Here is an 8,666-nt window from a genome sequence, read left to right on the forward strand (position 1 = left end):
ACGATCTGGAAAGAAAACCAAAGAAGACCCAAACAGCGAAGAAAAACCAGCTTTACATCAAAGCCTCGAAGAACACCCAGTTTCACGCCAGCGGATGGCGACCAGTTTCAGGTTGGCCGCGACAAACTGACGGATCGGAGGCGGCAATCGACTTATGGCACGTTACTTGTGACATCGGCTTCAAAAACCGCCTTGCCGATTCGATTCGCACTGTCGAAATTCTTTACAGCGACGCGAGAATTTCTCCGAAGATCTGAAAAAATAACTTTTATATTAGTTGTTTGTAATTATGGCATGAATCATGCTTGTATTCCTGAAAGGTCGCATAAGTCAGGAGATACCTAATGAACATGCTAAAAGTGGCAAGTGTAGTGCTCGCGGCGATGGCCGTTGCACTGCCAGCATCGGCGTCGGTCAGCTTCAGCGGGTCGTCGGGGTCCCGGGCGGCAGCGGTCACCTTCGACATCGTCGCCGGTAAGTTGCAGGTCAAGCTGGACAACACCAGCGCCAACGATGTGTTGGTGCCGATCGACGTGCTGACCGCCGTGTTCTTCAACCTCTCGGGAGGCGCCGGCCAGTTGACGCGCTTTTCGGCGACAGCGGATGGCGGCACGTATCAAGGTACGACGCTGGTAAACCCGGCTGGCACGGTCGTCGGCGGCGAGTGGGCGTACGCCGCCGTATCGAGTGGCAGTTTGCCGGGAGCTAATGCCGGCATTTCCAGCAGCGGTCTGGGCCTCTTTGGTCCTGGCGATGTGTTTCCAGGTGCCAACCTCTCGGGCCCGGCGGATCCGAACGGTCTGCAGTACGGGCTGACGTCGGTCGGGGACAACAAGGCGACCGGAAACACTCCCATACTTACCGAGCCACTGACCAATCATTCGGTGACCTTCCTGTTGACACCGGGTGCGGGCTTCAGCCTGACCCAAATCAGCAACGTGTTCTTCCAATACGGGACGGCGCTCACCGAGCCGCGCTTTCCGGGCGGCGAAGGCGGTGGCGGTCCAGGTGGCGGCAATACGCCCGAACCGGCGACTCTGGCACTGCTGGGTTTCAGCCTCCTGGCCGGCGCTGTCGCCCGCCGCAAGCGCACCTGACTTCGCGAATCTACTCGCCGGCCCAATGCGCCGGCGCTGCCGCAGAGAGCCGGCGACACATTCCAACGCCGGGGTGAAGATTTGGTGGCCCCGCCTGTTGGCAATTGGCTGCTCGACTTTTATGGCGCCGCTCGGTGAGTGCTCCAAGAGTGCCGACCGCACGCGTGTTTCGGCTGCGGCCGTGGTAGAACCGTCGACTACCCGCCGGCCTCGCGCGGGCCATCAGCCCTATTGATCAGCCTGCTTGAGCAAGGCCACGACTTCATCGTGCCCTGAAAACGATTTGCCGCGCTTGGCCAGAGAGGCGAGTTCAGTACGCGCCTTCTCCTTGTCGCCAGCCTGCAGGTACAGCCGCGCCAAGGCCAGCCGCAGTCCGGGCAAGTCGGGTGCCAGGCTTACCGCCTTGCGTTGCGCTGCAATCGCTTGATCGAACTGTTTCGCCTCGGCATGGACGAGCGCCAGGGTGTCGAGCATTTCCGGGCGTCCGGGCGCCAAAGCCACCGCCCGTTCGGCCAGCGGCAGGGCACCCGGCTTCTTCAGCTGCACCAGCAGGTAGGCCAGATTGTTCATGGCCAGCGCGTTCTCCGGCTGCAATTCGAGAACCTGTCGGTAGCCATCCTCGGCCGCAGGCCAATCGCTCCGCAACATCGCCATGTCTGCCAGGTGCACAATGAAGCCGGCGTCGCGCGGGTGCTCCTTGAGCCAGGCCCGTTCGAACTGCGTCGCTTCGGCGGCCTTGCCTGCGGCACCAAGCACCCAGTGCAGGCGCTCTGGCGCATCGCCTGCGGAATCAAGGACCAGCGCCTTGCGGAACGCGCTGGCCGCCGGGCCCCAGTTCTTGCGGCTCGCTTCGAGGTTGCCTTCGAGGCGAAATCCCAGCGCGTCGTTGGGGAACTGACTCTGCAGTGAGCGTGCCAGTTGCAAGGCCTTCGCCGGATTTTTCTGGCGCACCGCCATGGCCACGTTGGCCCGCTGCGCCGGCAGCGACGTCGGATCCACCCGCAGCGCCAGGCGCAGCTGATCTTCGGCCTCGTCCGTCTTGCCGGCGACCAGATAGGCATCGGCCAGCCGCAGACGGGCCGCGGCCGATTTTGGAATCGCGCGCACCAGCGTGGCCAGCGTGGTAATCGCCTGGTTGGTATCGCCGGCAGCCAGTTGCAGACTGCCCAGGCGTTCGAGCAATACCGCCTCCGAGGGCAAGGCGACCACCGCGGCCCGCGCAGCGGTCAGCGCCGTCGTCGGATCGCCAGCGCGCAGGTGATGATCGATGATCGCCAGGTGGGTGGCCGGGTCGTTCGGGCGCGTGGCCGCTGCGCGCTCCAGCAACTCGTTGATCTGCTTTGCGGGGGCGCCGGTGCGCACCATCCAGTCGGCCATCACGATCATCGCCGGGACGTTCTTCGGATCGTTCTGCAACAGAGTTTCAATGCGCTGCCGCGCCGCCTCGGGCTTGTTCTCCTCCAGCTCCAGGATCACCATGCCCTGGACGGAGGGGAAATAGCGCGGATCCTTTGCCAGAGCCAGCTCGAAGCCGCGGCGTGCGCCGGCCGGATCATGCCGCTTCCAGGCAATCGCGCCTCGCAAATGGTCCGGGAGCGGGCTTGTTGGCAGCTTTTCCGCCAGGGAATCCACCGCCCTCAGCGCCGCCTCCCACTCCTGGCGCTGCAGGCGGGCGCTGATCAGCGCCAGGTCCGCCGACGGGCCTCTATCGATGGCGGCTATTTCGGCCAACTCGGACAAGGGCTGATCGTCCTGGCCGCGCCCGAGCCGCGCCCGCGCCCGCGCGACGCGCAGCTGCCTGTCGTCTGGCAACAAGCGCGCCGCCCGTTCAAAGGTCGCGTCGGCCTTCCTGAAATCACCCAACAGCAGATAGGCCTGGGCCGCCAGAGCGAGCGACTCGCCGTCCTCCGACCGCGGCGAATCGATCAGCGAAGCGAGAAAGTCGAGAATCGCCAGTGCCTTGTTGGCCTGACCACCGCGCAGGTAGGCCACCGCCAGCGCCCGTCGCGGTTCGGCTGCTTTTGGCGCGGCGGCCATCGCCCGCAGCAGCAGGGTCTCCGCCTCCGCCAGTGCGCCAAGCTGGGTAGCTGCCTGTCCCGCCAACAGCAGGACGCTGGCGTTCTCGGGCGAGCCGCGCACCAGTAACTGGGTGATCTCGCGCGTCCGCTTGGCGTCACCTTCCAGATAGGCGATCAGCGCTTCGTAATACATCGTCTGTGGATGGCGCGGCAACGCCTTCGCCATTTCGGCCCATTCCTTGCGGGCGCCCTCGAGATCACGCTGGCTGATCCGCATCGCCACCAGTGCACGAAGCGCGGGCAACAAATCGGCGCGGGCCAGGAGCGCCTGGCGATAGGCGGCCTCCGACTCGGCACTGCCCGGATAGTCTTGCTGCAACAGGTCACCCTTCAGCAGCCAGGCCTGCGCATTCTCGGGCTCTTGCGCCAGCACCTGTTCGGCGATCGCAAGCGATTCGGTCGGCTCACCGCCGGCGGCTTTCAGGCGGGCGTCGAGCAGGCGCGCTGGCGCGTAGGCCGGCGCTCGCCGCAAGGCAACGGCGACCACCTCCGCAGCCTTCGCCGTGTCGCCGGTCTCGGCGTACGCCAGCGCGACCTGGGTCTTCAAGTCAGCACCTTCCTCGACGCCGTCAAGATCGATACGGTGATAGCGATCGATCAACTCCTGCGAGCGGCCCAGGGCCAGCAGTGCGGTCGCCAGCGGCACGGCCAGGCTTTTCTCCGGAAAGCCTCGCTCCAGAGCGCGCGAAAACTCGGCTTCGGCTCCTGCCGCGTCACCGGTGGCGAGCAAGCCTTTACCAAGGAGGAAGCGGCCTTCGGCCGACTCTGGATGTGCCTGCAGGAGCGATTTCAGTTCGACTATCGCGGCCGCGTGCTGCTTCGTTTCCAGGTAACTGCGAGCAGATGCGAGCGTCGTTGCTTCGTCCCTCTCGCCACCGCAACCGGCCAAGAGTGCCGCGATCGACAAGATCGCCGACACCCCCCAAAGTTTTGATTGCCGCTTCATTAAAGCCCCTTAAATAGGTATGTCGCCGAGGTCGTCGTTCGACCGCATTGTGTGAACAACAGACCGGTCGCCCGCGCTTCCCCGAGCTCCATACCCTTGCCGATTCTATGAAATGGTGCGCCTTTCACGCGCGTTGTCCTGTCATCGGCGCCGTCACTATCGGCGGCTCTGGCGCGCGTTGCCGAGGTGCCTGCTGAGGTGTCAGCCTGACCCGGGGCCATAGTCAGGGCGCAGGCGTCGCCCGCAACGACGCCTGCCGCAGCGCCATGGGTATTGTGGGTAAAATGTCTCATCGCCAACCCATCATGCAGGGATCGCCGTGCTTGCTCGCCCGCGTCGTCAGATGCGCACCCTCTGGATCGCCAGTTGGCTGCTGGTCGGTCTTAGCGGCTGTGACCTGATCCAGCAGAAACTGGGTTTGGAAAATCCCGCTGTCAAAGCCGCCCGACTCGAAGCCGAAGGTAAGGCCGTCGGCGGTGGCTGCCGACAGTCGGGACGCGCCATCGAGGATTGCTATTCGATCTACTCCTGGTTGCCAAAAGCGGCGATTTACGAGGGCTGGCGCGACATGGATGGCTACATGCGCGAGAACAAGCTGCAGACAGTCGAGCCGCAACTGCCGCCGCCACAACCGCCAGGTGTCAAGAAGAAAACCCGGGCACCCGCGGCGGTGGAAACCGACGCCGTCGCCAAGGATCTGCCCGCAGCCGAGCCCAAGGCCGAACAGCCGCCGGACAAGGCCCATTAGGACGCTTTCCCGTCGCCGCTCACGGTGCCGGGTTGGTATAGCGCAGATGGATCTCGTCGATCTCGGCGAGTACCGACGGCGGCAGTTTCACTGCCAGCGCGCCGAGGTTCTCGTCGAGTTGCGCGAGGGTCGTGGCACCGATGATGGTGCTCGCCGAAAACCAGCGTGAATAGACAAACGCCAGAGCCAGTTGAGCAGGCGTCAGCCCGTTACGGCCGGCGAGCGCCGCATAGGCGGCGACGGCTGGAGCGACGTTGATCTTCCCGTAGCGCTGGCCAAAGCCGGCGAACTGGGTGATGCGGCCCGGCGCGTTCGGCTGGTCCAGGTACTTCCCCGAAAGCGTGCCGAAGGCGAGCGGCGAATACGGCAACAGGGCAATCTTTTCGCGGTGGCAAACCTCGGCCAGCCCATGCTCGTAGACCCGGTTGAGCAGGCTGTAGGCATTCTGCAGCGAGACCGGGCAAGGCAAGGCATGCTCGCGCGCCAGGCGAACAAATTCCAGGACGCCCCACGGATGCTCGTTCGAGAGACCGAAACAACGGATCTTGCCCTCGCGCGTCAGCGTCGCCAGCGCTTCCAGCGTTTCCAGGATCGGTGTCGACTCGGTTTCCTTGGCGGGATCGTACTGCCATTCACCGAACATCGGCTGGTTGCGGGCCGGCCAGTGCAGCTGGTAGAGATCGACGTAGTCGGTACGCAAGCGCTGAAGCGAACCGTCAAGTGCACTGCGCAGCCTGGCCAGGTCGAAACCCAGTTGGCCCCCGCGAATCCAGTTGAGGCCGCGCGACGGTCCGGCAGCCTTGGTGGCGACGATCGCCTCGTCCCGCGGCCGTCCGGCCAGCCACTTGCCGACTATCTGCTCGGTTCTGCCACACGTTCCTGCCTTCGGTGGCACTGGGTACATTTCGGCGGTGTCGATGAAATTGACGCCGCTGGCAAACGCGCGGTCGAGTTGCGCATGCGCTTCCGCCTCACTGTTCTGCTGCCCGAAGGTCATTGTGCCGAGGCAGACCTCGGACACCTGCAGTCTGCCTTCGCCAAGTGTTCTGTATTTCATGCCATCTCCTCTGCCCGGGCTTCCTCGTTTCGCCCAGCTGCGGGACTGCGCAGCGGCGGCTCCAACCGCCGCGCCCGGCAGCGACCAAGCAGCAGCCGTGCCAGCCGCCATGCCAAGTCGTCTATAATCCCGCCATAGCGGGGGGATTTGTCGCGGCCACCTCATGCGTCCGCTACCATACACCAAACGCAAGCTCATACCCATCTCGCCTGCCACCGATGCCCGACCAGATCCGACCGCCGCAAGCAGCAAACACGGAAGATCCGTTCGAAGTATTGCGCGCCAGCAAGGATTTCTTCTTGCGCCGGCTCAGGGAGATCGTCACCAAGGCCGGGGCCGGCAAGCAGTCCCTACTCGCGGCTTTTGGCCGCGAAGTCGGCGACGCGTACGATCAGCTGGCTTCCGCCAGTCCCCGTGACGATTTCGATGATGCGGGCAATCTTACCGCCTCGCGGCTGACCTTGATGAGCGATCACGAACTCGAAGTGGACATTCACATCCGCGACATTTGCGGCCACCTGCGCGACGCTGGCGGACGCGACCTGTGGCGTAGCCAGCTGCGCTACATGACCTTGCTGCGCCGTCCGAAGATGAAGGACGCTGGCAACCCGGTTGGTCCGGACGTGATCGGCCTTGGCCTGTGGGCCATCTGCAAGGAGGATGGCGGCGATCTGGCGCCGACCCTGGCGCTGCTCGACCGGATCGACGAGCGGCTGCGGCTGGAGCTGCCGGTGCTCTATCGGGAAATCGACGAGCTGCTGGCAGCGCACGGCGTCGCACCGGCGCAGGCACAGCATGCGCCAGTCACAGCAAACACCAACCCGGGTGCGCAATCGGCCGGCGGCGACGGCCAGGATCCGACCAACCCGTTAGCGACCCTGCAGCAGGCGATGCGCCAGCGGCACGGCGTGGAGCAGCAGCCACCGTTCGGCCAGCCGCTCATTCCCTTTTCCGCCAACAGCGAAGGGCGATCGGAGAATCCAGCGCTGGACGCTGCGGCGATGGTCATGCTCAAGCATCTCTTCGATCGCCTCACTGCTCTGGAGGCGCGATCGGAACCGGTCGGTGCCGTCTCCGCCGGGAACGACCCGGCGCCTCGACCACCGCTGTGCGTTCTCAAATCGAATGACCTCGACCTGCCGGCGGGCAGGCCGGAGGCGATCACTCTGGACACTCTGGCGCTGATCTTCGAAGCCATATTCGAGTCGACGGACCTGCCCGACACGATTAAGGCGGCGATCGGGCGCCTGCAGATCCCGCTGCTCAAGCTGGCGATTGTCGATTCATCGCTGTTCGCCGATAGCTCGCATCCCGCACGGCTGCTGATCAACCGCATGGCGCGCGCGGCGATCGGCCTGCCACCCAGCACCGGATCGGAGCACCCGGTCTGCAAGAGCATCGCCGCGCTGACCGCCGCCGTCCGTGACACCCTTAGCCAGAAAGGCGCGCTGCTCGATCCTTACCTCGCCGAACTCGACGCGCTGATCGCCCAGCGTGACCAGAAGCTTCGCCTCGCCACCGCCGGCCATGTACTGCTGGTCGTCGGGCATGAAAAAGAGCAAGCCGCGCAGCAACTCGCCAACAGCTGGCTGCGGGCCAGCCTGGCCAAGACGACAACAGCACCGATTGCGGCATTTCTCGAGAAACACTGGTCGCGGGTGATGGTCGCCGCCGCCGTGGCGGGTGGCGTTGACGGTGCTCGCTGGCAACAAGACAGCGCCACCGCCAGCGAGCTGATCTGGAGCGTTCAGCCGAAGGCGTCTGCCGAAGAGCGCAAACGCCTGGCCGGCGTCGCATCGTCCCTGATCAGACGAATCGGTGCCGGGCTCGATGAAATCGCCGTTTCGGGTCCGGAAAGAACGCTGTTCCTCAACACCCTGTTCGACTTGCAGACCGCCGCGTTGCGCGCGCCGGCCGCGACCGTTACCGAGCTGCCGGACGACCCCGCAGACCAGCAGGCCGCATCGTGTTCGCTTGCCGAATCAGGCGCGATGACCCGCGCCGGACCCCGCACTCTGGGGGGTGACGGGCTACGAGTGCTCTACTTCGGGCCGTCACCAAGTGCGCCCGGTCGCGGATTAGAGGACAACTGGCAAGTCGGCGACTGGCTGCGTTTCTGCGTGCCAGACCACCCGGAACTGTGCGGTCTGTGCTGCTGGCAAAGCCCGTCATCAGCGACCGTCGTACTTTTCAACCCGGACTGGGGTTACGCCATCGCCATACCCCGAGGCTCGCTGGACGAGCAGTTGCGCACTGGGCGCGCACAGGTAGCTTCCCGGATGGCGATCTTCGACGCAGCCGCCGAGTGCGCCATGAAGCACCTTGAAAGGACCTGACTTGCTGGCCGAGGACGGCCGCGTCGGAAGCATGCAGGAGATCCGCGCGGCGGTAATCGCCGCCGACCATGCGCGGGTTTATCAAGCGGACCAACGGTGTCCGGCTTGACCGGTGTTTAACATATCAAAAAACCTCTATCATAATCAGCCACTTGCAAGGCAGTTAGGTAACTCCTCAATAAACCTGGGCGCTCGTGAATGCGCTTGGCTTGGCGTCGAGAGGACTCGGTCACCCGCAGAGCACGCGTCTGAAGTGACGGTCGAGAGGATAGACCCAGGCGGTTTTGATGGGCAGCAAGGCCTGGTGGTGGACATCGAGCTTGCCGCGACCGGTGGTTTGTCCGAGGCAGAGCCAGTTAGCCGCTCGGTAAGCCGTGCCGAGAAAGCGTGGTTGCTCGACGAAA

6 protein-coding genes are annotated in these 8,666 nt (G+C 64.4%); 4 read left to right on the top strand and 2 right to left on the bottom strand.

Translation table 11 applies throughout. The features are described 5' to 3' along the window. Positions 1–257: hypothetical protein (locus Q1L50_RS10055; protein ID WP_300338059.1), on the top strand; the 257-nt coding region annotated here is incomplete at its 5' end. Between the two features lie 87 nt (positions 258–344). Then, a complete protein-coding gene (locus Q1L50_RS10060) occupies positions 345–1,097 on the top strand; it encodes an XDD4 family exosortase-dependent surface protein (protein ID WP_300338062.1) in 753 nt (250 codons plus the stop codon). Between the two features lie 228 nt (positions 1,098–1,325). Here Q1L50_RS10060 and prsT read toward each other — a convergent pair whose 3' ends face one another. Beyond that, entirely contained in the window at positions 1,326–4,121 is a 2,796-nt protein-coding gene (gene prsT / locus Q1L50_RS10065; protein WP_300338065.1) for an XrtA/PEP-CTERM system TPR-repeat protein PrsT, read from the bottom strand. Between the two features lie 343 nt (positions 4,122–4,464). On the opposite strand from prsT, the gene Q1L50_RS10070 reads away from it, so the two are divergent. Then, positions 4,465–4,869: a hypothetical protein gene (locus Q1L50_RS10070; RefSeq protein WP_300338068.1), complete on the top strand. Its 405-nt coding sequence runs from the start codon at positions 4,465–4,467 to the stop codon at positions 4,867–4,869. 19 nt (positions 4,870–4,888) lie between these two features. Here Q1L50_RS10070 and Q1L50_RS10075 read toward each other — a convergent pair whose 3' ends face one another. Continuing rightward, positions 4,889–5,926 carry an aldo/keto reductase gene (locus tag Q1L50_RS10075; protein WP_300338070.1) on the bottom strand — a complete coding sequence of 346 codons (1,038 nt, stop codon included), beginning with the start codon at positions 5,924–5,926 and terminating at the stop codon, positions 4,889–4,891. Positions 5,927–6,144: 218 nt separating this feature from the next. On the opposite strand from Q1L50_RS10075, the gene Q1L50_RS10080 reads away from it, so the two are divergent. Next, entirely contained in the window at positions 6,145–8,262 is a 2,118-nt protein-coding gene (locus Q1L50_RS10080; RefSeq protein ID WP_300338072.1) for a DUF1631 family protein, read from the top strand. The last annotated feature ends 404 nt before the right edge of the window (positions 8,263–8,666 follow it).

Source organism: Accumulibacter sp. (genome assembly GCF_029255145.1).
Taxonomy (GTDB): Bacteria; Pseudomonadota; Gammaproteobacteria; order Burkholderiales; family Rhodocyclaceae; genus Accumulibacter.